This window comes from Kribbella sp. NBC_00482, from assembly GCF_036013725.1.
Lineage (GTDB): Bacteria > Actinomycetota > Actinomycetes > Propionibacteriales > Kribbellaceae > Kribbella.
The window spans coordinates 1,599,879-1,620,385 of the sequence record NZ_CP107881.1 but is presented as its reverse complement, the minus strand read 5'-3'; the positions used below and the strand labels follow the sequence as shown (position 1 = coordinate 1,620,385).

The 20,507-nt window shown below is 67.9% G+C and carries 23 protein-coding genes; 13 read left to right on the top strand and 10 right to left on the bottom strand.

Annotated features, from left to right (window positions below; genetic code table 11):
- Nucleotides 1-11 precede the first annotated feature (11 nt).
- Complete coding sequence (locus tag OHB24_RS08095) at nt 12-1,064, top strand: SDR family oxidoreductase (RefSeq protein WP_327638326.1); 1,053 nt, start codon at nt 12-14, stop codon at nt 1,062-1,064.
- On the opposite strand, the gene OHB24_RS08090 is transcribed toward OHB24_RS08095, so the two are convergent.
- Entirely contained in the window at nt 1,065-1,946 is an 882-nt protein-coding gene (locus tag OHB24_RS08090) for a hypothetical protein (RefSeq protein ID WP_327638325.1), read from the bottom strand.
- 86 nt (nt 1,947-2,032) lie between these two features.
- Between OHB24_RS08090 and OHB24_RS08085 the strand changes: the two genes are divergently transcribed.
- The 5 genes from OHB24_RS08085 (at nt 2,033) to OHB24_RS08065 (ending at nt 7,599) form a co-directional block, all read left to right on the top strand.
- The gene (locus OHB24_RS08085; RefSeq protein WP_327641030.1) at nt 2,033-2,617 is read left to right on the top strand and encodes a helix-turn-helix domain-containing protein; all 585 of its coding nucleotides are present in this window, start codon (nt 2,033-2,035) and stop codon (nt 2,615-2,617) included.
- 122 nt (nt 2,618-2,739) lie between these two features.
- Nucleotides 2,740-3,900: an NAD(P)/FAD-dependent oxidoreductase gene (locus OHB24_RS08080; RefSeq protein ID WP_327638324.1), complete on the top strand. Its 1,161-nt coding sequence runs from the start codon at nt 2,740-2,742 to the stop codon at nt 3,898-3,900.
- On the top strand, nt 3,897-5,702 hold the full coding sequence (locus OHB24_RS08075; protein WP_327638323.1) for a 2Fe-2S iron-sulfur cluster-binding protein: 1,806 nt from the start codon (nt 3,897-3,899) through the stop codon (nt 5,700-5,702). Before OHB24_RS08080 ends, OHB24_RS08075 begins: the two co-directional genes overlap by 4 nt.
- Nucleotides 5,699-6,601: a dihydrodipicolinate synthase family protein gene (locus tag OHB24_RS08070; RefSeq protein WP_327638322.1), complete on the top strand. Its 903-nt coding sequence runs from the start codon at nt 5,699-5,701 to the stop codon at nt 6,599-6,601. The genes OHB24_RS08075 and OHB24_RS08070 overlap by 4 nt, the downstream gene beginning before the upstream one ends.
- Complete coding sequence (locus tag OHB24_RS08065; protein WP_327638321.1) at nt 6,598-7,599, top strand: proline racemase family protein; 1,002 nt, start codon at nt 6,598-6,600, stop codon at nt 7,597-7,599. The genes OHB24_RS08070 and OHB24_RS08065 overlap by 4 nt, the downstream gene beginning before the upstream one ends.
- 161 nt (nt 7,600-7,760) lie before the next feature.
- Here OHB24_RS08065 and OHB24_RS08060 read toward each other — a convergent pair whose 3' ends face one another.
- The 3 genes from OHB24_RS08060 to OHB24_RS08050 form a co-directional block, all read right to left on the bottom strand.
- Nucleotides 7,761-8,114, bottom strand: a complete 354-nt coding sequence (locus tag OHB24_RS08060) for a UBP-type zinc finger domain-containing protein (RefSeq protein ID WP_327638320.1) — start codon at nt 8,112-8,114, stop codon at nt 7,761-7,763.
- Nucleotides 8,115-8,193: 79 nt separating this feature from the next.
- Complete coding sequence (locus OHB24_RS08055; protein ID WP_327638319.1) at nt 8,194-8,967, bottom strand: cation diffusion facilitator family transporter; 774 nt, start codon at nt 8,965-8,967, stop codon at nt 8,194-8,196.
- The gene (locus OHB24_RS08050) at nt 8,964-9,347 is read right to left on the bottom strand and encodes an ArsR/SmtB family transcription factor (protein WP_327638318.1); all 384 of its coding nucleotides are present in this window, start codon (nt 9,345-9,347) and stop codon (nt 8,964-8,966) included. The genes OHB24_RS08055 and OHB24_RS08050 overlap by 4 nt, the downstream gene beginning before the upstream one ends.
- An 82-nt stretch (nt 9,348-9,429) precedes the next feature.
- Here OHB24_RS08050 and OHB24_RS08045 point away from each other — a divergent pair, with 82 nt between their 5' ends.
- From OHB24_RS08045 to OHB24_RS08030, 4 genes are all read left to right on the top strand, one after another.
- Nucleotides 9,430-9,831 carry a DUF6153 family protein gene (locus tag OHB24_RS08045; RefSeq protein WP_327638317.1) on the top strand — a complete coding sequence of 134 codons (402 nt, stop codon included), beginning with the start codon at nt 9,430-9,432 and terminating at the stop codon, nt 9,829-9,831.
- A 97-nt stretch (nt 9,832-9,928) separates the two neighbouring features.
- Nucleotides 9,929-10,600, top strand: a complete 672-nt coding sequence (locus tag OHB24_RS08040; RefSeq protein WP_327638316.1) for a DsbA family protein — start codon at nt 9,929-9,931, stop codon at nt 10,598-10,600.
- Complete coding sequence (locus OHB24_RS08035) at nt 10,584-11,174, top strand: vitamin K epoxide reductase family protein (protein ID WP_327638315.1); 591 nt, start codon at nt 10,584-10,586, stop codon at nt 11,172-11,174. The genes OHB24_RS08040 and OHB24_RS08035 overlap by 17 nt, the downstream gene beginning before the upstream one ends.
- A 51-nt stretch (nt 11,175-11,225) precedes the next feature.
- Nucleotides 11,226-11,726, top strand: coding sequence for a VOC family protein (locus OHB24_RS08030; protein WP_327638314.1), 501 nt, complete (start codon nt 11,226-11,228; stop codon nt 11,724-11,726).
- An 8-nt stretch (nt 11,727-11,734) separates the two neighbouring features.
- On the opposite strand, the gene OHB24_RS08025 is transcribed toward OHB24_RS08030, so the two are convergent.
- The 6 genes from OHB24_RS08025 to OHB24_RS08000 all read right to left on the bottom strand — a co-directional run bounded on the left by OHB24_RS08025 (nt 11,735) and on the right by OHB24_RS08000 (nt 17,764).
- On the bottom strand, nt 11,735-13,846 hold the full coding sequence (locus tag OHB24_RS08025; protein WP_327638313.1) for an ATP-binding protein: 2,112 nt from the start codon (nt 13,844-13,846) through the stop codon (nt 11,735-11,737).
- Complete coding sequence (locus OHB24_RS08020) at nt 13,843-14,691, bottom strand: SIR2 family NAD-dependent protein deacylase (protein WP_327638312.1); 849 nt, start codon at nt 14,689-14,691, stop codon at nt 13,843-13,845. Before OHB24_RS08020 ends, OHB24_RS08025 begins: the two co-directional genes overlap by 4 nt.
- 275 nt (nt 14,692-14,966) lie before the next feature.
- Nucleotides 14,967-15,530 (bottom strand): hypothetical protein, encoded by a 564-nt coding sequence (locus tag OHB24_RS08015; protein WP_327638311.1) that lies wholly within the window; start codon nt 15,528-15,530, stop codon nt 14,967-14,969.
- A 40-nt stretch (nt 15,531-15,570) separates the two neighbouring features.
- Complete coding sequence (locus tag OHB24_RS08010; RefSeq protein WP_327638310.1) at nt 15,571-16,410, bottom strand: biotin-dependent carboxyltransferase family protein; 840 nt, start codon at nt 16,408-16,410, stop codon at nt 15,571-15,573.
- Nucleotides 16,407-17,012 carry a 5-oxoprolinase subunit B family protein gene (locus OHB24_RS08005; protein WP_327638309.1) on the bottom strand — a complete coding sequence of 202 codons (606 nt, stop codon included), beginning with the start codon at nt 17,010-17,012 and terminating at the stop codon, nt 16,407-16,409. Before OHB24_RS08005 ends, OHB24_RS08010 begins: the two co-directional genes overlap by 4 nt.
- Nucleotides 17,012-17,764 (bottom strand): LamB/YcsF family protein, encoded by a 753-nt coding sequence (locus tag OHB24_RS08000; RefSeq protein WP_327638308.1) that lies wholly within the window; start codon nt 17,762-17,764, stop codon nt 17,012-17,014. Before OHB24_RS08000 ends, OHB24_RS08005 begins: the two co-directional genes overlap by 1 nt.
- 90 nt (nt 17,765-17,854) lie before the next feature.
- Here OHB24_RS08000 and OHB24_RS07995 point away from each other — a divergent pair, with 90 nt between their 5' ends.
- The 3 genes from OHB24_RS07995 (at nt 17,855) to OHB24_RS07985 (ending at nt 20,507) form a co-directional block, all read left to right on the top strand.
- Nucleotides 17,855-18,628 (top strand): GntR family transcriptional regulator, encoded by a 774-nt coding sequence (locus OHB24_RS07995; RefSeq protein WP_327638307.1) that lies wholly within the window; start codon nt 17,855-17,857, stop codon nt 18,626-18,628.
- A gap of 43 nt (nt 18,629-18,671) precedes the next feature.
- On the top strand, nt 18,672-20,099 hold the full coding sequence (locus OHB24_RS07990; RefSeq protein ID WP_327638306.1) for an aminopeptidase P family protein: 1,428 nt from the start codon (nt 18,672-18,674) through the stop codon (nt 20,097-20,099).
- 180 nt (nt 20,100-20,279) lie between these two features.
- Nucleotides 20,280-20,507, top strand: a complete 228-nt coding sequence (locus OHB24_RS07985; RefSeq protein ID WP_327638305.1) for a hypothetical protein — start codon at nt 20,280-20,282, stop codon at nt 20,505-20,507.

The following is a 20,507-nucleotide window of genomic DNA, read 5'->3' as shown; positions in this document are numbered from 1 at the left end:
GGCTATTGGGCATGGAGAACGTTGCGTTGGTGGTCGGTTCCCGGGGTGTGATCGGGACGAATCTGGTGGAGCATCTGGCATCGCTGCCCGACTGGCGGGTGATCGGGCTGTCGCGTCGCGGCGGTACCGACGTACCTGGGCGGGTGCGGCACGTCGCCGTCGATCTGCTGGACCCGGACGACACCCGGGACAAGCTGTCCGGGCTCACCGACGTGACGCATGTCTTCTACGTCGCGTACCAGGACCGGCCGACCTGGGCCGAGCTCGTCGCGCCCAACCTCGCGATGCTGGTCAACGTCGTCGACGCGATCGAGCCGGTCGCGCGCGGACTGCGGCACGTCAGCCTGATGCAGGGCTACAAGGTGTACGGCGCGCATCTCGGGCCGTTCAAGACGCCCGCCCGGGAGGACGATCCGCCGCACCTGCCGCCGGAGTTCAACGTCGATCAGCAGCGCTTCCTGGAGGAACGTCAGCAGGGCAAGGCGTGGACGTGGTCGGCGCTGCGGCCCTCCGTGGTGGGTGGATCCGCGCTCGGCAACCCGATGAACCTCGCGGTCGCGATCGCCGTCTACGCGTCGCTGTCGAGGGATCTCGGCGTACCGCTGCGCTTTCCTGGCAAGCCCGGTGCGTACCACTCGTTGCTCGAACTGACCGACGCCGGATTGTTGGCGAAGGCAACGGTATGGGCGGCGACCGCACCGGCGGCGGCGAATCAGGCGTTCAACATCACGAACGGCGACCTGTTCCGCTGGAGCGAGTTGTGGCCGAAGCTCGGCGCGTGGTTCGGCCTGGAGGTCGCGCCGCCGCTGCAACTGTCGCTGCAGGACGTGATGGCGGACAAGGAGCCGGCCTGGAAGCAGTTGCAGGTGTCTCATGACCTGACCTCGACGTCGTTCGCCGAGGTGTCGTCCTGGCCGTTCGCCGACTTCGTGTTCGGGTGGGACTACGACTTCTTCGCCGACGCCTCGAAGTCACGGCGGGCCGGCTTCCACGAGTACGTCGACACCGAGCAGATGTTCTACGGCGTCTTCGCCGACCTGCGCAGGCGCCGCATCATCCCGTGATCACTCGCCGCGCAGATAGGCGCCGTGGGTGCGGAGGAAGTAGATCGGATCGGTGTAGGTGCCGGGGAGTTTGCCGAGCAGCTTGATGACCGTCGACGGGCCGTTCGCGTGGCTCATGGCGTACAGGTACGCGGCGCCGGTGTCCTTGTCGATCGCCGTCAGGAGCGTGCTCACCTGGCCGCAGCGCTGGGCGATCAGGTAGTCGAACGCCTGCCAGGTCTTCGAACGGACCTGCTTGACCACCGGCGTCATCGTCCTGGTCAGCGGCAGCCGGATCGTGTACAGCGCGCCCCCGCGGGTCGTCGCCAGGAACGTGTCGTACGTCGTGGACTGGCCGAGCAACGCCCACGTCTTCACAGCGCTGAAGCCACCGGTCTGCCCGGTCGGGGTCCAGCCGAACGAGTTGATGACCCAGCGGCGTACGGTCCCGTTGCTGAGCCCGTAGAACTGGTTCCGCGCCGTGCGACGGTCGTCGTCGACGGAGAGCCCGATGGCCGAGTACCCGCCCCACCCGGCACTGATCTGGGTGAACGTCGGGTCCGCCGGCTCGGCGGTGTCGGAGTTGTACGACGCCTGTCCGATGACGCCTGTGTTCTTGACCACGATGCCGGACTCCGGCGACAGCAGGTTCCAGTTCCAGATCGTGCTCAGGCGGGCCTCGCCTGGGCTGAAGACCTTGACCTGCCGCTGGATCGCAGAGACGGACAGGGGTTGAGTGGCCGTCACAGTGCGGTACTGCACGACGCCTTGGCTGGTCACGGAACCGAGGTCCATCGTGCAGGCGGTCGCTGTCGGCGCGGCCGTCGCAGGGCTCGGAGCCACCAGGAGGGACAAGGGCAGCGCGAGCGCCGGGAGGCCTCGCAGGAGCTTCGGGTAGATCATCGTCACCATTCCTCTCGATGAGGCTGATGCGCGCAACGGATCCGAAGTTACCGCTTCCATGTGGCATGCTCCGGGCTGTGACGGCGATGGGTGCGGGAAAACTTCTCGGGACGAACCTGCGGGCGCGGCGGGACGAACAGGGCATCTCGTTGTCCGAGCTCGCCCGGCGGTCCGGGATCGCGAAGGGCACGCTGTCACAGCTCGAGTCCGGCGCGGGCAACCCGACGATCGAGACAGTGTTCAGTTTGTCGAACGCTCTCGGCGTACCGGTGTCGGCGCTGCTGGCTGATTCGCCGGCCTCCGACGTGGTGCTCGTGCGGTCCGCAGACGTCGACGTACTGTCCGGTGACGCGATCGACCTGCGGATGCTGCGGCGGCTGGAGCACCCGGGCGGGCTGTTCGAGATCTACAACCAGGAGATCCGGCCGGACGCGGTCCAGCAGTCCGACGGCCATCCGGGGACCGAGCACCACATCGTCCTGTCCGGATGCCTGCGGATCAACGCTCACGGGCAGATCGAGGAACTCGGACCCGGCGACTACCTGGCGTTCCGTGCCGCCGGGCCGCACTCGTACGAGGCTGTGGACGGGCCGGTGCGGTCGGTGCTGCTGCTCGAGTACCCGCCAGACGTGTACCCGACGGCGGCCGGCGGGCCGCACCTGCCGGGATAGTTCCGGGCTGGTTCCGGAAAAGGTCCGGCTGAGGTCCGGTTGAGTGCATTGACCGGCCGCCGGGAGCACGCGTACGCTCGGTATCGTTCATTTTAGCGAACGCCCTGCCGAGGAGGCTTGCCATGCACCGGTCCGCGACACCCGACGTGGTGGTGGTCGGCGCGGGCATGGTCGGCGCTGCCTGCGCGGAGGCGCTGTCGGCGGCCGGCGTGCGGGTGCTGGTGATCGACCGCGACGGTCCGGCCGCGGGTACGACGGCATCCGGCGAGGGCAACGTGCTGGTGTCGGACAAGGAGCCGGGACCGGAGTTGGAGCTCGCCGTCGCGTCCCGGGCCGAGTGGGAGATCGTCCGCGGCCGGCTGCCCGACTGGGTCGCGGACGTGGAGTGGGCGGCGAAGGGCGGTGTCGTGGTGGCGACCGGGGATCCGGAGCCGTTGACGGCGTTCGCGGCGAAGCAGCGCGCGGCCGGGGTCACCACGCGAGTGATCACGCCCGCGGAGGTCTTCGAGCTCGAGCCGTTGGTCACGCCTCGGGTGACGGTCGGGGTGCATTACCCGGACGACGCGCAGGTGCAGCCGGTGCTGGCGGCAACGGCGTTGCTGGCTGCGGTCCGCGAGCGCGGTGGCGAAGTGAGATCGGGGGTCACCGCGCTCGGGATCCGGCAGTCGCGGGGTCGCGTAGTCGGAGTGGACACGTCGGACGGCGACATTGCTTGTGGTGCGGTGCTCAACGCGTGCGGCCCGTGGGCGGGCGCGTTCAGTGCGGCGGCCGGTGCGCCGATCGTGGTGCTGCCCCGGCGCGGGATGATCCTCGTGACGGCACCGCTGCCGGAGTGCGTGCGCCACAAGGTGTACGACGCGGACTACGTCGGCGCGGTGGGCAGCGGGGACGCCGATCTGCAGACGTCCACAGTGGTCGAGTCGACGCGGGCCGGGACCGTGCTGATCGGATCGAGCCGGGAGCGGATCGGGTTCGACGACGCGGTTCGCGTCCGGGTGCTGCGGGAGCTCGCGCGGAAGGCGGTCGGACTGTTCCCGTTCCTCGGCGACGTCCCGGTGATGCGGACGTACGGCGGGTTTCGCCCTTATGCACCGGATCATCTGCCGGTCATCGGCGCGGATCCGCGCGTGCACGGGTTGTGGCACGCGACAGGACATGAGGGTGCGGGCATCGGTCTGGCGCCTTCGACCGGCCGTCTCATCACCGAACAGTTCTTGGGCCTCACACCGCACCTCGATCCAGCCCCGTTCCGCGTCGACCGCCCGGCGGTGATCGCCGCATGAGCGCCTACCTTCGCCCGCAGTCGGGTGATCCGGCCGAGGTTGGTACGCCGACGGCAGTGGACGTGACCGTCGACGGGCAGCCGGTCGCGGCTCAGGCGGGTCAGACGGTGGCCGCCGTACTGATGGCCAACGGTCGCGACACCTGGCGGACCACCCGCGTACACGACCGCCCCCGAGGCATCTTCTGCGGAATCGGCGCGTGCCAGGACTGCCTCGTCACGGTCAACGGACTCCCCGACGTCCGCGCCTGCCAACGCAGCATCACCCCCGGTGACGCAATCACAACCCAATCCGGCGCAGTCCTACCCACAACCTCCTCGTTCGCAGCCGCGGAGGACGCGGGAGCCGTGGTGGGGCGGGGGCGGAGGGTCTTTCAGGTTGTTGTAGTGGGGGCGGGGCCGGCGGGGGTTGCCGCTGCGCTGGCGGCGGGGGATGCAGGGGCTGAGGTTCTTGTTGTGGATAACGGGCGGGGGGTTGGAGGGCAGTACAACCGGCAGTTGCCGGTGGAGTTTGCTGCTCGGCGGCCGGATCGCCTACAGCACGAGTGGAAGGTGTTCGCCGAGCAGCGGGACCGGCTCGTCAGCCATCCGCGGATCACGTACCTGCCCGACACCTCGGTGTGGGCAATCGAAGGTCTCCGGCTCTGGGCTCAGACCGGGCCGGCAGACGCCAGCGCCCGGCAACCGTTCCCCATCGACGCACAATCCGTCGTACTAGCTGCTGGCGCCTACGATCGCGTGCTTCCCTTCCCTGGTTGGGATCTTCCAGGCGTCTACACAGCCGGTGCCGCGCAGGCCCTCGCGAAAGGGCAACGGATCGCCGTCGGCCACCGCGTCCTTGTCGCGGGCACCGGTCCGTTCCTGCTGCCGGTCGCTGAGTCGTTGGTCGGCGTCGGTGCGCGCGTCGTCGCGCTCCTCGAGGCCAACACGCTGACGACCGTCCGCAAGGGCTGGTCCAGCGATCCACTAGTTGCCCCGAGCAAACTCCGAGAAGCCGTCGGGTACGGCGCGTTGCTCGCCCGCCATCGCATTCCGCTCCGCCACGGGTGGACCGTCATCGCCGCGCACGGCACCGACCGCGTCGAGGCAGCCACGATCGCCCGCCTGGACAGCGATTGGCGTCCGATCCGCGGCAGCGAACGGCGAGTGGACGTCGACGCCGTCTGCGTCGGCTTCGGCTTCACTGCGAACCTGGAGCTCGCCGTCTCCGCCGGCTGCACGATCACCACCGGCCCCGACGGCGGCCCGGCGGTGGCCGTCGACGCCGACCAGCAGACGAGCACCGCCGGCGTCTTCGCGGCCGGCGAACTCACCGGCATCGGCGGCGCCGCCCTCTCCACCGCAGAAGGCACCCTCGCCGGCACCACCGCAGCCCACCACGCCCTCGCCGGATCTGAAGCGGCTGGAGTTGCAGGTGTTCGGGGCGCTGTTGAGCGGGGGCGGCGGTTTGCGGCAGCGTTGGCTCGGGCTTATCCCGTGCGGGACGGGTGGAAGAGTTGGAGTACCGCGGACACGCTCGTCTGCCGCTGTGAGGAAGTGACCCGCGGACAGATCGAGGCCGCCGCACAGGAACGCGGGCTGGACGACGGCCGGGCAATGAAGCTGACCAGTCGCGCAGGGCTCGGGATGTGCCAGGGGCGGGTGTGTTCGCGCACCGTCGCAGCCCTGCTGGCCGCGCCGGGCGACGTACCGGAACCAAGCATGAAACGACCGATCGCCGTACCAGTGAGGCTGCGGGATCTCGCGGACGCCGAGGTCGCGGAATCACCAGAAACCGTGCTGGACACCATGGAGGAACGATGAGCGAGAAGCTGGACGGCGTGATCGTCGCGACCGCGCTGCCGTACGCCGAGGACGCGGCGGCGCCGGCGGGACTGCGCCCGGACCTGGACAAGTACGCGGAGCACTGCCGCTGGCTGGTCGACAACGGCTGCCGTGGTGTCGGGCCGAACGGGTCGCTCGGTGAGTACTCGTCGCTGTCCGACGACGAGCGCCGCGCCGTGGCGAAGACCGCGATCGAGGCTGTCGGCGACGACGGTGTCGTGGTGATCGGCGTCCACGGCGTCGGTTCGCACCAGGCCCGCGCCTGGGCGGAGAAGGCTGCCGAGGACGGCGCCGACGGTGTGCTCTGCCTGCCGCCGACGATGTACCGCGCGAACCGCGGCGAGGTGATCGCGCACTTCACCGAGGTCGCGAAGGCCGGATTGCCGGTGATGGTCTACAACAACCCGCTCGACACCAAGGTCGACCTGACCCCGGACCTGCTCGCGGAGATCGCGCAGATCGAGAACATCGTTGCGGTGAAGGAGTTCTCCGGTGACGTACGGCGGATCCTGGAGATCCGCGAGCTGGCGCCGGACCTGGCCGTGATCGCGGGCGCCGACGACCTGACCCTCGAAGCGCTGCTGATGGGTGCGACCGGCTGGTTCGCCGGCTTCCCGAACGTGTTCCCGAAGGAATCGGTGCAGTTGTTCGAGCTCGCCACGCAGGGCAAGCTGGAGGAGGCCCGCGCGTTGTACGAGCCGCTGGTCGCCGCGTTCCGGTGGGACTCGCGGACCGAGTTCGTCCAGGCGATCAAGTACGGCATGGACTACGTCGGACGGTTCGGTGGACCGTGCCGGCCGCCGCGCGGGCCGCTGGTTCCCGAGCACGTCGCGCAGCTGGAGCAGGACATGAAGAAGGCAGTGGAGTCACTGGTATGAGGTCCGTCCGGACGATCACCGCGATCGACTCGCACACCGAGGGCATGCCGACCCGCGTCGTCACCGGCGGGGTCGGTGTGGTCCCCGGTGCGACGATGGCCGAGCGGCGCGAGTACTTCATCAAGCACCTGGACGACCTGCGGTTGTTCCTGATGAACGAGCCGCGCGGTCATGCGGCGATGAGCGGCGCGATCCTGCAACCGCCGACGCGGGCCGACGCGGACTGGGGCGTGCTGTACATCGAGGTCTCCGGACTGCTGCCGATGTGCGGGCACGGGACGATCGGCGTCGCCACGGTGCTGGTCGAGTCCGGCATGGTCGAGGTGACGGAGCCGGTGACGGAGGTCCGGCTGGACACGCCGGCCGGTCTCGTCGTCGTGGACGTTGCTGTGAGCAACGGTCGCGCCGAGCACGTGACGTTGCGCAACGTTCCGTCGTACTCGCATGCTCTGGATGCCTCTGTCGAGGTGCCCGGGCTGGGGCGCGTCACCTATGACATGGCGTACGGCGGGAACTTCTACGCGATCCTGCCGCTGGAGCAGCTCGGGATCCCGTTCGATCGGGCCGAGAAGGATCGCATCCTGAAGGCCGGGCTGGACATCATGGAGGCGATCAACGCCACCGACCGTCCGGTGCATCCGCTCGATCCCGGCATCAACGGCTGCAAGCACGTGCAGTTCACCGCGCCCGGTCTCGACGGCGCCGACTCCCGGAACGCGATGGCGATCCACCCCGGCTGGTTCGACCGTTCACCGTGCGGCACCGGTACGTCGGCCCGGATGGCACAACTCCATGCCCGCGGCGAGCTCGCCCTCGACACCGACTTCGTCAACGAGTCCTTTATCGGCACCCGCTTCACCGGTCGCCTGATCGAAGAAACCACAGTCGGCCCCCACCCCGCCGTAGTCCCCACAGTCACCGGCCGAGCCTGGATCACCGGCACCGCCAACTACCTCCTCGACCCCGAAGACCCCTTCCCCACCGGCTTCGTCCTCTAACCTTTGTCCGGCATCTCGACAGTACGTATACGTCTAGTACCCCGTCATCGTGTACCGGGAGGCGGGCCGGATCGTCGGCCAGTGGACGTATACGTACTGTCGACCTGCAGAAATCCGCAGTACAGCCGCCCGGGCCTCAGCCCAACGGCACCCGGCGTCCCTCAGCGGTGGAGTTGGGATTGCCAGTTGGTGGGGACGTTGCCGCCGGGGACCGGTTGGGTTTCGGGGCGGGAGGCCGGCGGGGCGAGGGTGGGGCCGTCGTAGTACTGGGACTCGCCGTAGTGCCAGAACCAGTCCTCGCCGGGCTCGAAGCTGCGGACGATCTGGTGACCGGTCTCGCCGGCGTGACCGGATGCGTGCTGGGCAGGGGAGGAGTCGCAGCAGCCGATGTGACCGCACTGCGCGCACCGACGGAGGTGGAACCACCAGCCGTCGACCTGCAGACACTCAACGCATCCGGCGCCGCTCGGGGGAACTGTGCTGTCGATGCCTGGCGTTCCAGAACTCTCCGTCATACCGCCCATCCTGGCCCGTCCTCAGGCCCCCGGACAAGGAACGCCCCGCGGGGTAACACCGGATCGGGTCGGTCGCGGCTCAGTCGCAGCAGCCGTCGGTGCAGGCGTCGTCGCTGCAGCCGCAGCTGGCGTTGGCGGCGCCTGCGATGGGTGAGCAGCAGCCTTCGCCGCGCCATGCTTCGAGGCCCTCGCGGACTGCGACGCCGGCGATGACGAGTCCGGCGATCGGATCTGCCCAGCCCCAGCCGAGTGTCGCGTTGAGCACCAGCCCGACCAGCAGCACGGCGGACAGGTAGGTGCAGAGCAGCGTCTGTGTGGAGTCGGCGACGACGGCGTTGGATCCGAGGGCCTTGCCGGTACGGCGCTGCGCCCAGGACAGGAACGGCATGACGATCAGCGACGCGATCGCCAGCCCGATCCCCACCGGTGAGGTTTCGGGGTCAGCACCTGTGATCAGGGACCGGATCGACTCGAAGCTGACGTAGGCGGCGAGCGCGAAGAAGGAGAAGGCGAGCAACCGTAGGGCCTGCTTTTCCCGGGTCTCGGGCAGGCGGTGGCGGAACTGCCACAAGATGATCAGGCCGCTGGAGACCTCGACGACCGAGTCCAGGCCGAAGCCGACCAGCGCGACGGACCCGGCGACGAGCCCGGCGCTGATGGCGATGACGGCTTCGATGACGTTGTAGGTGACCGAGGCGCCGGCGAGCAGCTGCGCGCGACGGCTCAGCTTGCGACGAAGCTCCGGGTCGGCGGTCCACGTGCTGCTCGTTGCCGGGGCGATCTGCACAGGCTCCAGCGACAGCTCGAGCCGGGAGCCTGGCGAGGGCGGAGTGACCTGGTCGTGGTCGCTCATCTCGTCGCGGCCCGGCCGTAGTTCGGGCAGAGCGCGACCGCGTCACCGGTCAGGCCGAGCAGACGCTCGGCTGCCGAGAGCAGGTCGAGCGTGGCGTCGGGATGGGTCAGGCTGAACAGTGACGCCCGGCCGACCGGACGCGACTCGACCAAGCCGCAGTCGCGCAGGCAGGCCAGATGCTTGGAGACCGTCGACTGCGCCAGACCGAGATGCTCGGTCAGGTCGACCACCCGGTGCTCGCCGAGCGCCAAGTGCCGCACAATCGCCAGCCGCGACGCATCGCTGAAGCCGTTGAACAGGCAAGCCGCCACCGACAACGCAGCCGCCTCGTCGACCACGTCCGGTCCTGCTTGCAACTGAACGTCAACTGGTGTCGTCATCGCCATCTGGCGATGTTATCGACATCTAGGACAGTTGGGAAGTGGCGTCGGTGTACCGCGGCCTGGCTACGCTGGGCCCGACATGAACGGTTCCGGATCGTTGCGGCGACTTGTGGCGCGTGGCCTGATGCTGGTCGCGGCGCTGGTGGCTGTGTGCGCGTTCCACAGCTCCTCGGAACCGACCGACCAGCCTGCCGCATCCTCGGTCGCGGCAAGCACCACCGTGGACCTGGTCGGGCCGTTCCACCTCGACCCGACCGACGTGCCCTCGACCCATCCCTCGGTTGACCCCCACGCGCACCTTGCCGTGGCCTGTCTGCTGGCGCTGACGGTGTCGCTCGTACTACTCGCGCTGGTGAGCCGAGTGCGCCGAACCGTCGCGGTGCGTCCGCGGCGCGACCCCGCACGCAGCGTGTGGGGACTGTCTGATCGCCCGTGGCCGGCGCCTCCGTCGCTGAGTCAACTGCAGGTCTCGCGGACCTAGGCCGTTCACCCATCGGCGACAGGCATTGCCTGTCGCCATCGCCGTACGTCGGCGGTGTGAACAGACCTGTCCGCATTACCTGAATCGAGGATCAGACATGAGTACCAACGCCCGCATATCGATCGGCATCGCCGCCGCCTTCGTCCTGGTGGCCGGCATCTTGCTGGCAGTCAACGCCGCCAACGGCTCGGGCAGCAGCACCAGCACCACCTCGTCCAACACCACCGGCACGGATCGCCATGAACGTCTCGTTCGGTCCGACAGCCACAAGCTCGACGTCGCCGCCGACGGTAAAGCCACGTTCGTGGAGTTCCTCGACTTCGAGTGCGAGTCGTGCCGGGCAGCATTCCCGGCTGTCGAGCAACTGCGTAAGGACTACGCCGGCAAGGTGACCTTCGTGGTGCGCTACTTCCCGCTGCCCGGCCACTTCAACGCCGAACGCGCCGCCCGCGCCGTCGAGGCGGCTTCCGGGCAGGGCAAGTTCGAGCAGATGTACCGGAAGATGTACGAGACCCAAGCCGAGTGGGGCGAGCAGCAGGTGGCTGCCGACGACCGGTTTCGCGGCTTCGCCAAGGACCTCGGACTCGACCTGGCTGCCTGGGACAAGGCCTACAACGACCCGGCCACGCTCGAGCGGATCAAGCGCGACGTCGCCGACGGCGAAGCCCTCGGCGTGACCGGCACCCCGACGTTCTTCCTCAACGGCGAGAAGCTCCAGCCCGAGTCGGCCCAGGACCTCATCGCGAGCATCGATGCCGCCCTCGAGTAGCCGCCTCGACCCGGCGGGCAGTACGCCGTTCCCGAAGCTGCTGCCCTGGTTGCTGCTGGTCGGCGGGGCCTTCGGCCTGACCGCCGCCGTCGTACTGACGGTCGAGAAGATCGCGCTGCTCCGCGATCCGGCCTACGTCCCGTCGTGCAGCATCAATCCGATCCTGTCGTGCGGATCGGTGATGACCAAACCCCAGGCCGAGGTGTTCGGCTTCCCGAATTCGCTGCTCGGCATTGCGGGATTCGCGGTCGTCACCACGATCGGCGCTGCGCTGCTGGCGGGCGCGAGCTTCCGCCGATGGTTCTGGCTCGGCCTGCAGGCGGGTGTGACGTTCGGTGTCGTATTCGTGCACTGGCTGATCTTCCAAAGCCTGTACCGGATCCAGGCGCTGTGCCCCTACTGCATGGCGGTGTGGGCGGTCACCATCCCGATCTTCTGGTACGTGACACTGCACAACCTCAACCGCTGTCACCTAGTCACGAGGTACCACACCGTCGTACTGACTATCTGGACAGTCGTACTGCTCACGTTGATCGGTGAGCAGTTCTGGCACTACTGGAAAACCCTGCTCTAGGAAGCGATGTACAGGACAGAACCTGTCCTATACGCGGGCCAGACTGGACGCATGACCACACAGCAGATCCCTGGCGGTAAGTCGACCATCACGCCGTACGTCGCGGTGAAGGGCGCCGACAAGTTCCTGGACTTCGTGGAGCAGACCTTCGAGGTGCAGACGAGCGGACGGTTCCCGAACCAGGACGGCACGGTCGGCCACGCCGAGATCACCGTCGGCGCATCGGTCCTGATGACGTTCGACGCGGCGCCGGACTGGCCGGACACCCCGAGCTTCCTGAGCGTGTACGTCGACGACGTCGAGCGGACGTTCCAGCGGGCGATCGACGCCGGCGCGACCGTCGTGACCGACCTGATGTACTCCGGAATCACCGGCGACCGCGGCGCCCGGGTGAGGGACCCGTTGGGCAACATCTGGTGGCTGCAGACCCACGTCGAGGACGTCGACCCGAGCACCATCCCGGCCCTGTTCGCAAACCCCGAAGAGGCCGCCAAGATGCGCCACGCCCAAGACACCTTCGCCGCCGAGATGCGCAGGCGAACGAGGAACTGACCACGCGCTCACCCGTCGCTCGCCCAGACGTAGGCGACTGCCACCCCGAACGCCGCCAGGACGGCCGCCAGATTGAAGCCGGCCGTCGCGGACCAACCGAACCGGTCGAACACCACTGCAATCGAGAAACAGATGGCCTGATATGCGGCAAATAGGATTGGCCACCAGGTCAGCAGGGCCGAATATTGCAGGTATCTGAGCCGGGAGGATCTCTCTCCACCGTAGCTAGGGACGCTATCCGGTAGCGCGCTGGTCGGCCACAGCGCATCTCGAACTGTTTCCCAGACCGCTACCTTGTTGGGATAGAAGTTGATGAGGTACATGAGCGCCATGCCGCACGATGCGGTGCCCAGCGTGAGTTTCAGGTATTCGATGTCCGGAACGTGCCACACCAGTCTGAGTAACCGGTACGCAATGAACATTCCGCCGACTGCGAATGCCAAGCCAGTGGCGTACGCGAGAGAGTACATCCAGGCGGAGCGAGCGCGATTGGATTGCGACTCGGTGATCCATGGCCCGAGGTCTTCGAAGTAGGTATTGAATGCCTGGAACTCGTAGGCTTGCCGCTGAGTCGCGCGCTGGACATCACGAGACGGATGGCCGAGCGCAACGGATTTCAGTTGCACGTACGCCCTCCCGATCGCCGGCTGGATGACACGGCCCATCTCCGCCGGCACTTCGGGGCCAACCCACAAATGCCTGCGAATCCAGGCGAGTTGGCCGAATCCGGCGCGCATTTGACCGGCGGCAAGCTCTGCGTCGGCCGCTGTCTCGACGGCGGCCAGGTCACGGATGTACGCCGTCAAGGCTTCCTTCACGCCGTGGCCTTCTCGGTTAGCCTTCGGGTCGGTGAGGAGCCCACGGTTCGAGACGCTCGCGTACGCGTCTTTCGCCAGGCCGGTGTACTCGGACACGACCCTCTGGACGACCTTTCGCGCGGTGGCGTCCTCCTCCGATTCACGGACGGTTCGCCATTGCAGCAAGATCGGACCGAGCAGATCATGGACCAGCTCGTACTCTTCTCGCTGACCGCGAAGAACCCGGCGGAAGAGCGGTGTCTCGGTCCGGGTCAGCCGGGAGAACAACGAATCCAGAATCTTCCGAATGGTCCACCGGTCGTCCAGCGGCAGAATGTCCACTGCCTGCTTGGTGAAGTCATCTCTTCGGAGCAGCCCCAACAGATCGTCGATCGTCATCGAGACCTTCGCCCCGGTCGGCAGGACCAGGTAGCGGATGACGGCGCTGAGCACCTCCAGTTCGAACGGCAGGAGCCGGGAGAGCGTCGACGAGACAAAGCTCTCCAGGATTCCGGCGGCGCCGCCCTCCCGCTGATAGGTCGAACTTGTCAATCGATGGTCGGGGAGGTCGGCGTCCTTGTCCCAGAGGTGCGACCAGACGATCTGGAAATAGCCGGCTTCGATGCGCCCGTCGGCCGAGTCCCCGAGCCGTGCCTCACGTTCCAGGTCGGTCAGCACCTGGCCGACGAGACCGGCTTCTATCCCCACCTCCGTGGCAACGGCCTTGAGTGGCCCGTACACGGCATCGCTCAGCGCGTCCTTGGACAGGGCAGGTACGCGAAAACTGGCGTCGAGGAGCCCTGACACTCGACGCATCAACCGCTCGAGACCTGCCAGGTAGTCCTCGCGGACGCTGATCACGACGGTCGCTGCTTCACTGCGGGTGTTGGCAAGACGGGCAATCTCGATGTAGAGCTCGTCGAGGGAGTCCTCGTCCTTGAGGCGCTCCTCGAACTGATCCAGCACCAGGATGAGGCGCCGATCGGTTTCGGTGAAGTGTCGCTGGAGCGTCGCGGCCAGTCCGCCGTCGCCCGTCTTCGCGTCGTGCCAGCCGGTCGAGACGAGCAATGCGCTCACGGACGCCGTGACATCGGCACGCGGATCATCGACGACGACCGGCAGCAGGAACGGGTCCTGCTCGATGGCCGGCAGTACGCCGGCATTGAGGAGTGACGACTTGCCGGTGCCGCTGGGCGCATAGACGACAAGCACCGGGACGGCGCGAATGAGGTTCTGCAGAATGGCGATGTCCCGATCACGGCCGAAGAACAGCCCGTTCTCGCCTTTACGAAAGGGACGGAGTCCGACGAAAGGCTTCTTCATTGCACTGGCTCCACGTTGCCGGCCGCTGCCAGCCGGTCGCAGAACTGCAGCAGATCGCCGTCGTAGACGTTGACGTTGCGCTGGTTCCACAGTTCGATCTCGAGCTGGCCGGGACTCATCTGAACCGCCAGATGCCGCAGTTGGTCCCGGCCGGACAGAGCGTTTCGCAGTTCCAGGAGCCGCAGGAACGCGCGGAAGTTCCAGTCCCGGAGGGAGTATCCCAGGAACAGGAACCGCCGGGTCTTGAACGCGGCGGCCAGGGATGCCGGCGGGAAGTTCGGAGACATCCGGCCGCCCGCGTTGACCAGGAAGTCGACGTAGTCGTTCTCGGTGATGATCAGGTCGTCCCGCTTGTCGATCTTCTCGTTGTGCGCGGACCCGTGCATCTTGAACAGGAAGGTTGTCCCGCGTGGATACACCTCCAGCACGAGGTCCCGCGCTTCCTCGACGGTCGGAATCCCGTCCGGAGGGATGACCTGGACCTGCGCTCCGCCGTGATCGGGGTCGCGCATGTTCTGGGTGATCACACAGATCGGCCGGCCCGCTTCGCGAAACGCGCGCTCGATGATCACGTCGTAGTTCGTCGTCACCAGGAACCGCGACGTGTCGTTGTTCGGAATCGACGCCAGAACTTGCGCCACCCGCGCCAGCGGAGCTTCGACTTGTCCCCGGAAGAAGCGCTGATGCATGTACTCGTACAGCGCCACGCGATCCAGAAACGGCCGCTCGTAGTACTGGGCGATCAGCGCAAGGTTGTCCGATGGATCGCCAGGGTAGGCGACGCCCATCTCGACGAGGAGTTCACGGGCCAGGCCGTTCCCGTCCGGCAACTGCGTTGGACCCATCACTCCCACTCGGGAGGCGGCCGATCCGAGGAACGGCACGACTTTTCCCTCGGAGAGCCATCGGGAGACCTGTTGGAATGGGAATTCATCGAGACGCATGTGATCTTGGCCGGGCCCTTCCTTGCTGTGCTGTGCATACCGGTCGTACGTCAGCAACCTGCCGCGAGGTGTCCGCAGCGAAGTCAATCGCTTGATCTCATGCCGACGTGAGCCGTGCCGAGCACTCCCCCTCTTACCATTTCAAAGTAGAGCCTCGGTCGCTGCGTGCCAAGGCTTCAACTCTGGCCGGTCCGTTCTACGTTCGGGCACTGGCAGGCATAGGTTTCTCCGGCCTCGATCAGTTGCATGAGGTGCGGCCATGGTTGGTTGATTCCGCGCTCGATGCGATAGGCACTGAATGCCCGGACCGGGCCGGCGATGTTCGCCAACGGATGGTGCCACGCATCCAGGGCGACGTCCCGATCGACCTGTCCTCGGAAGACGTAGCCGGCGAGCGTGTCGTACAGGGCCAGGGAATAGTTGATGTCGTCCCATCCCTCGTCCCCGATGCCCGGGAATGTCCCGCTCTTCGCGGCTTGGAACAATCTTCGGCGACCGGACGCCGCCGCTGGTTCGACCAGCAACTCATGAATGCGCTGGTACGTAGCGAGCCGGGCCATCGACTCGGCATGCGAAGCCGCGACTTTGGCGATCTTCTTGGTCGTCTCGACGTTCTGCCGGGTGGTGACGATCGCGACCACCAATGCAAGCAAGGACACCGCAAGCGCGAGTAGATCCTTGTTCTCGGTCCAGAAATTCTCAGCAATGACTACCGCAGAAACTGCGAATGAACTCCCCACTTTCATCAGGCTAGTTGTGCCTGAGATTCAGGGCGATAGCTCACTCGCTCCGAAGACGGACCGGCTGGCCGGGGCGGAGTTGGGCGGAGGGGTCCAGGTCCGGGGTGGTGACGTAGGCGATGACTGGGTAGCCGCCGGTGACTGGGTGGTCTGCGAGGAAGATGACTGGGGTGCCGGACGGTGGGATCTGGATGGCGCCGCGGGCCATGCCTTCGCTGGCGAGTTCGCCGGTGCGGGCGCGGTCGAGGGGTTCGCCGTCGAGCCGTACGCCGACGCGGTTGCTGTTGCTGCTCACCTCGTAAACCTGCGACACGAGCGATGCCCATCCCGCGTCGGTGAACCAGTCGCGTCGCGGTCCCGGCGTGACCCGCAGTACGACCGTCCCGTCGGCCGGATGCGCGACGGGGGCCAGGTCCACGCCGGGCATCGGCTCGACGGACGACCCGACGGGCAGCGTCTGATTCGCGACAAGCGGCGCGGGTCCGAGGCCGGACAGCAAGTCGGTGGAGCGGGAGCCGAGGACCGCGGGTACGTCGATCCCGCCGCGGACGGCGACGTACGTCCGGAGCCCGCTCGTCGGCGCGCCAAGACGCAGTACCTGACCCGCGCGCAGCGTGGTCGGCGCGTTGAGCGGTACGCCGGTGCACGGAGCGCCGGTGATCGCGACGACGAGATCGGTGTCGGCGTGCACCACCAGGCCGCCGTACGTCACCTCGATCGCGGCCGCACCGAGGGGATTGCCGACGAGTCGATTCGCCAGCGAGTAGGACGCTCGATCGCACGCGCCCGACAAAGGGACGCCGAGCGCCGCCCGGCCGGCCCGGCCCCGGTCCTGGATCGTTGCCAAGGGCCCCGGTTCGAGAACGGTCAGGCTGCTCATCCACGACCCGCGTCGACGAACCGGACCCGGCGCCCGGGATAGAACAGTGCGGCCGGGTCACGGTGGGAGTCGAAGATCCGCACCGACGTACGGCCGATCAGCTGCCACCCGCCCGGCGACTCACGGGGATACACACCGCTGAATTCTCCCGCAAGCGCGACGGCCCCCGTCGGCACCTTCGTTCGCGGCGACTCCCGCCGCGGGATGTCCCACGAGCCTGCGGACGTCAGGTACCCGAACCCGGGCGCGAACCCGCAGAACGCCACCGTCCACTCGTCCGCGGTATGACGCTCGACGACCTCGGCCGCCGAGCACCCGAGCAGCTCGGCCACATCCGACAGATCCTCGCCGTCATAGACAACCGGGATCTCGATCAGGTCGCCCGACGCCTGCGCCCCGGCAAGAGGAGTCACCGCGCGCAGTGCGCGAGACAGTACGTCGAGATTGCCCGACGTCGTGACCAGCACCGTCCGCGCGGCCGGTACGACGTCGACGACATCCGCCGGCGGATCCGCGGTCAGTGCTGTGTAGTACCCGAGCACCTCGTCGAGATCGTCGAGCTCGACCAGCAGCGCCCGATCACCCGACGGGAGGAGACGCATCAGCCGGTGAACGGGCGCAACGTCACGCCCGCTCCCTCCACCGCGCCACGCACCCGGCGGGCGATCTCCACCGCTCCCGGAGTGTCGCCGTGCACACAGATCGACGCCGCGTCGACCACCAGCGAGCCGCCCTCGATGTCACGGATCGGCTGCCCGGTCGCCATCGCCGTACACCGCAAGGCGATCTCGTCCGCATCGTGCAGAACCGCACCGGCCGAGCGTCGCGACACCAAAGTGCCGGCCGACGTGTACGCGCGGTCCGCGAAGGCCTCATGTACTGCGGTCAGACCGGCCTCGGCCGCGAGCCGGAGCCACTCCGAGCCAGGGAGCCCCAGCACCGGAAGGGTCTTGTCGTACTCCGCGACAGCCGCGACGACCGCGGCGGCTTGCTCCGTGTGGTGGCCGATCGTGTTGTACAGCGCCCCGTGCGGCTTCACGTACCTGACCCGATCGCCGGCGATCCGGGCGAACGCGTCCAACGCGCCGATCTGGTACACCACCTCGTCGCGCAGCGCGGCCGGCTCGATGTCCACGAACCGGCGCCCGAATCCGGCCTTGTCGGCGTACCCGACGTGCGCACCGATCGCGACGCCGCGTTCGACCGCCTCGGCCGTCACCCGGCGCATGATCGACGGGTCGCCGGCGTGGAAGCCGCAGGCCACGTTCGCACTGGTCACGACGTCGAGCAGCGCCGAGTCGTCACCCATCGACCAGGAGCCGAATCCTTCACCCATGTCCGCGTTGAGGTCCATCTGCCACCTCCTGGCCCGAGCGTAGGGATTGTTGAACAATCCTGCAAGAGGCTTGTTCCACTTTTCCTGCCCACCTGAGATGATGCGCACATGAGTACGGGTGGGGCCGAGGACAGTGCACCTAATACTGCAGCGGACACCGGACGGCAGGCGTGGTTGCGGACCGTTGCCGCCGACGTCGCGCGACTGGACCGGAGCAGTTCGGCCGAGCGCGCCGCGGACATCCTGCGTCGCAGTATTACCGAAGGCGCCTTGCCGCCCGGCGCCCAGCTCTCCGAGGTCGAGCTGACCGAGGTCCTGGAGGTCAGCCGGAACACGCTGCGCGAGGCCTTCCGGCTGCTGACCCACGAGGGCCTGCTCGTCTACAAGCTGCACCGTGGCGTCTTCGTGCCGGAGCTGGACGAACACGACGTGATCGACCTGTACCGGCTGCGTCGCGTCCTCGAGGTGGACGTCGTACGCGGCCTGGCCGACCGTGAGCCGGAGCTCCCGGCCGGCCGGCTCGAGCCCTTGCACGACGATGTCGAAGCCGCCGAGGCGGCCGCCGCCGCGGACCGTTGGCCAGCTGTCGGTACGGCGAACATGCGCTTCCACCAGCACCTGATCGGGCTCGCCGACAGCGCGCGGATGGACGCGATGACCGGCCGGCTGCTCGCGGAGCTGCGGCTCCTTTTCCACGTGATCGCGACCCCGCGCGAGCTGCACGAGCCGTACATCGCGCGCAACCGCGGGCTGTTCGAACTGCTCGAGGCCCGCAAGTACGAGCAGGCCGCGGCCGACCTGCACCAGTACCTCATCGACTCCGAACAGGGCATCCTCGCCGCGTTCCGGGATAAGGGCTTGCGCGCCCCCGGGACAACCTGAGTTGATGAGTTGACAACGTCAGCTGCAAAGGGGAGCTCAGCTCATGACCGATGACGACCGGACCGACCAGACGCCGAAGTCCTACCGCCCCATCGACGCCAAGGGATTCCGGGAGTTCATCTCGCGTGGCTGGGGGCCGGTCGACCGCTCGGTGTCGGTGCCGGAGGGGCTCGCGGAGGCGGCCGCGGAACATCGGCGCAAGCTCGCCGCCGCGCTGCCGGGTCGCCGGATCGCGCTCGCGGCCGGTCGCGCACCGGTCCGGTCGAACGACACCGACTACCAGTTCCGCGCCGACAGCGACTTCGTCTGGCTCACCGGTTGCCAGGCCGAGGGCTCCGTCCTGGTCATCTCGGCGGACGGCGACGCGACGCTCTACCTCCGCGAGACGGCCGGGCCGGACGAGGCGGACTTCTTCTCGAACGCCCGCGACGGCGAGCTGTGGATCGGCCCGGTGCCCGGGCTGAAGGACTGGTCGGACGCGCTGCAGATCGCCTGCCGCCCGGTCGAGGAACTGCCGGCCGCCGTCCGTGGTGCGGTCCCGTTCATGTTGTCGGTGCCCGGTGTCGAGCCGATGCTGGACGCCTTGGTACGGACGTCGCCCACCGACGGCAACGCGCTGCGGCAGACGCTCGCCGAGCTGCGCCGGATCAAGGACGACTGGGAGCTCGACCAGCTCCGTGAAGCGGTCGCAGCGAGCGTGCTCGCGTTCGGCGACGTGGCGAGCGAGCTGCCCGAGGCGATCCGCGGCGGCGGCGAGCGCTGGCTGCAGGGCACCTTCGACCGGCGGGCGCGGACCGCGGGCAACGGCGTCGGATACGCGTCGATCGTTGCGGCCGGCAACCACGCGCCGGTGCTGCACTGGGTCCGCAACGACGGCGCCGTGAACGAGGGCGACGTGATCCTGCTGGACGCCGGCGTCGAGACCCGCACGCTCTACACCGCCGACGTGACCCGGACCTTCCCGGCCAGCGGCGAGTACACGGCGGCGCAGCGGCAGGTGCACGACCTGGTGCACAAGGCACAGCTCGCCTCGCTGGAGGCGGTCAAGGTGGGAGCGCCGTACCGCGCCTTCCAGTACGAAGCGCTCCGGGTGCTGGCCGAAGGGCTGCGGGACTGGGGTGTGCTCGACGTCTCGCTGGACGAGCTGCTCGGCCCGGACGGGCAGCAGCACCGCCGGTACATCGTCTGCGGGACCGGCCACTACATCGGCCTCGACGTCCACGACTGCGACGCGTCCCGGCCGGAGGCGTACTTCGCCGGCACCATCGAAGCCGGTATGGCGCTCGCGGTCGAGCCGGGGCTGTACTTCCACCCGAACGACGAGACCGTCCCGCCGGAGCTGCGCGGTATCGGCATCCGGATCGAGGACAACGTCGTCGTCCACCAGGACCGGCTGGAGATCCTCACCGAGGACCTCCCGATCACCACCGACGGTCTCGAGCAGTGGACCAAGGCGCAGCTCGCGCGGTAATCAAAATTACCAGTCACGAACAGTAACGTTCGTCGCCGCCCGACGATGTACAGGGCGGGGGGAGGGTCGACTCGGCCCGGCGCGTGGCAGTGGGGGGCCGCGAATCACGCGCCTGGCCGAGTCGGCCTCGAACTGGGGCCAGGGGGGACCCAGGATCCCTGGGCACGGGGAGTAATCAGCATGAACCTACGAGTGCGAGTCATGAACTGCGGTAACCGGCACTGGTACGCCGACATCGACGACGCCGACGATCCGCAACCGGACGACCCGTTCTGGTACGTCGACAACTGCGGGACCCAGACGCAGGCGCTGGAGCGCGCCTGCGCCGAGCTCCGGCTGATCGCGGACCGGCTGGTTCGGGGTGATCACCTCGACCGGGTGCTCGAAGTGACCGGCGTACCGGTCTGA

Excerpts from the sequence above, each read along its gene's own strand:
- OHB24_RS08095 (WP_327638326.1), top strand. The coding sequence starts at position 12 with ATGGAGAACGTTGCGTTGGTGGTCGGTTCCCGGGGTGTGATCGGGACG.
- OHB24_RS08090 (WP_327638325.1), bottom strand. The coding sequence starts at position 1,946 with ATGATCTACCCGAAGCTCCTGCGAGGCCTCCCGGCGCTCGCGCTGCCC.
- OHB24_RS08085 (WP_327641030.1), top strand. The coding sequence starts at position 2,033 with ATGGGTGCGGGAAAACTTCTCGGGACGAACCTGCGGGCGCGGCGGGAC.
- OHB24_RS08080 (WP_327638324.1), top strand. The coding sequence starts at position 2,740 with ATGCACCGGTCCGCGACACCCGACGTGGTGGTGGTCGGCGCGGGCATG.
- OHB24_RS08075 (WP_327638323.1), top strand. The coding sequence starts at position 3,897 with ATGAGCGCCTACCTTCGCCCGCAGTCGGGTGATCCGGCCGAGGTTGGT.
- OHB24_RS08070 (WP_327638322.1), top strand. The coding sequence starts at position 5,699 with ATGAGCGAGAAGCTGGACGGCGTGATCGTCGCGACCGCGCTGCCGTAC.
- OHB24_RS08065 (WP_327638321.1), top strand. The coding sequence starts at position 6,598 with ATGAGGTCCGTCCGGACGATCACCGCGATCGACTCGCACACCGAGGGC.
- OHB24_RS08060 (WP_327638320.1), bottom strand. The coding sequence starts at position 8,114 with ATGACGGAGAGTTCTGGAACGCCAGGCATCGACAGCACAGTTCCCCCG.
- OHB24_RS08055 (WP_327638319.1), bottom strand. The coding sequence starts at position 8,967 with ATGAGCGACCACGACCAGGTCACTCCGCCCTCGCCAGGCTCCCGGCTC.
- OHB24_RS08050 (WP_327638318.1), bottom strand. The coding sequence starts at position 9,347 with ATGACGACACCAGTTGACGTTCAGTTGCAAGCAGGACCGGACGTGGTC.
- OHB24_RS08045 (WP_327638317.1), top strand. The coding sequence starts at position 9,430 with ATGAACGGTTCCGGATCGTTGCGGCGACTTGTGGCGCGTGGCCTGATG.
- OHB24_RS08040 (WP_327638316.1), top strand. The coding sequence starts at position 9,929 with ATGAGTACCAACGCCCGCATATCGATCGGCATCGCCGCCGCCTTCGTC.
- OHB24_RS08035 (WP_327638315.1), top strand. The coding sequence starts at position 10,584 with ATGCCGCCCTCGAGTAGCCGCCTCGACCCGGCGGGCAGTACGCCGTTC.
- OHB24_RS08030 (WP_327638314.1), top strand. The coding sequence starts at position 11,226 with ATGACCACACAGCAGATCCCTGGCGGTAAGTCGACCATCACGCCGTAC.
- OHB24_RS08025 (WP_327638313.1), bottom strand. The coding sequence starts at position 13,846 with ATGAAGAAGCCTTTCGTCGGACTCCGTCCCTTTCGTAAAGGCGAGAAC.
- OHB24_RS08020 (WP_327638312.1), bottom strand. The coding sequence starts at position 14,691 with ATGGGTCCAACGCAGTTGCCGGACGGGAACGGCCTGGCCCGTGAACTC.
- OHB24_RS08010 (WP_327638310.1), bottom strand. The coding sequence starts at position 16,410 with ATGAGCAGCCTGACCGTTCTCGAACCGGGGCCCTTGGCAACGATCCAG.
- OHB24_RS08005 (WP_327638309.1), bottom strand. The coding sequence starts at position 17,012 with ATGCGTCTCCTCCCGTCGGGTGATCGGGCGCTGCTGGTCGAGCTCGAC.
- OHB24_RS08000 (WP_327638308.1), bottom strand. The coding sequence starts at position 17,764 with ATGGACCTCAACGCGGACATGGGTGAAGGATTCGGCTCCTGGTCGATG.
- OHB24_RS07995 (WP_327638307.1), top strand. The coding sequence starts at position 17,855 with ATGAGTACGGGTGGGGCCGAGGACAGTGCACCTAATACTGCAGCGGAC.
- OHB24_RS07990 (WP_327638306.1), top strand. The coding sequence starts at position 18,672 with ATGACCGATGACGACCGGACCGACCAGACGCCGAAGTCCTACCGCCCC.
- OHB24_RS07985 (WP_327638305.1), top strand. The coding sequence starts at position 20,280 with ATGAACCTACGAGTGCGAGTCATGAACTGCGGTAACCGGCACTGGTAC.